Source organism: Nocardia sp. JMUB6875, assembly GCF_041154655.1.
Classification (GTDB): domain Bacteria; phylum Actinomycetota; class Actinomycetes; order Mycobacteriales; family Mycobacteriaceae; genus Nocardia.
Map to the genome: position 1 here is coordinate 1 of NZ_BAAFGR010000407.1, position 870 is coordinate 870.

1 protein-coding gene is annotated in these 870 nt (G+C 66.3%); it reads right to left on the minus strand.

What is annotated here, in order from left to right; genetic code table 11:
- Positions 1-870: ThiF family adenylyltransferase (locus tag ACAM49_RS40280; protein ID WP_369640757.1), on the minus strand; the 870-nt coding region annotated here is incomplete at its 5' end.

An 870-nucleotide genomic window follows, 5' to 3' on the forward strand; every position in this document is an offset into this window, starting at 1 on the left:
TCAGTAGACCGGCAGTGACGGATCAACCTGGTTGGCCCAGGCGATGATTCCGCCCTGCAAATGCGTGGCATCGGCGAAGCCCGCGTTCTTCAGGGCCGCGAGGGCCTCGGCGGAGCGGATTCCGGTCTTGCAGTGCAACACGATCGGGGTGTTCTGCGGGAGCTCTACCAGGGCCTCGCCGGAGAGGATGCGGTCCTTGGGGATCAGGGTCGCGCCCTCGATGCGGACGATGTCCCATTCGACCGGTTCGCGGACGTCGATGATGGCGACGTCCTTGCCCGCGTCCAGCATGTCCTTCAGCTCACGCGCGGTGATGGTGGAACCGATCGCGGCGGCCTGGCCCTCCTCCGAGACCACGCCGCAGAAGGCGTCGTAGTCGATGAGTTCGGTGATGGGCTGGCGTTCGGGATCGCGGCGCAGCTTGATGGTCCGGTAGGACATGTCCAGTGCGTCGTAGACCATGAGACGGCCCAGCAGCGGGTCGCCGATGCCGGTGATCAGCTTGATCGCCTCGGTCACCATGATCGAGCCGATCGAGGCGCACAGGACACCGAGCACGCCGCCCTCCGCGCAGGAGGGGACCATGCCCGGCGGCGGGGCCTCGGGGTAGAGGTCGCGGTAGTTGATGCCGCGCCCGTCGGGGGCGTCCTCCCAGAAGACCGAGACCTGGCCCTCGAAGCGGTAGATCGAGCCCCACACGTACGGCTTGCCCGCCAGCACGGCGGCATCGTTGACCAGGTAGCGGGTGGCGAAGTTGTCGGTGCCGTCGACGATCAGGTCGTACTGGCGGAACAGCTCGATCGCGTTGTCGGGCTCGAGGCGAATCTTGTGCAGCTCCACGGTGATTCCGGAGTTGATCTCCAGGATCGA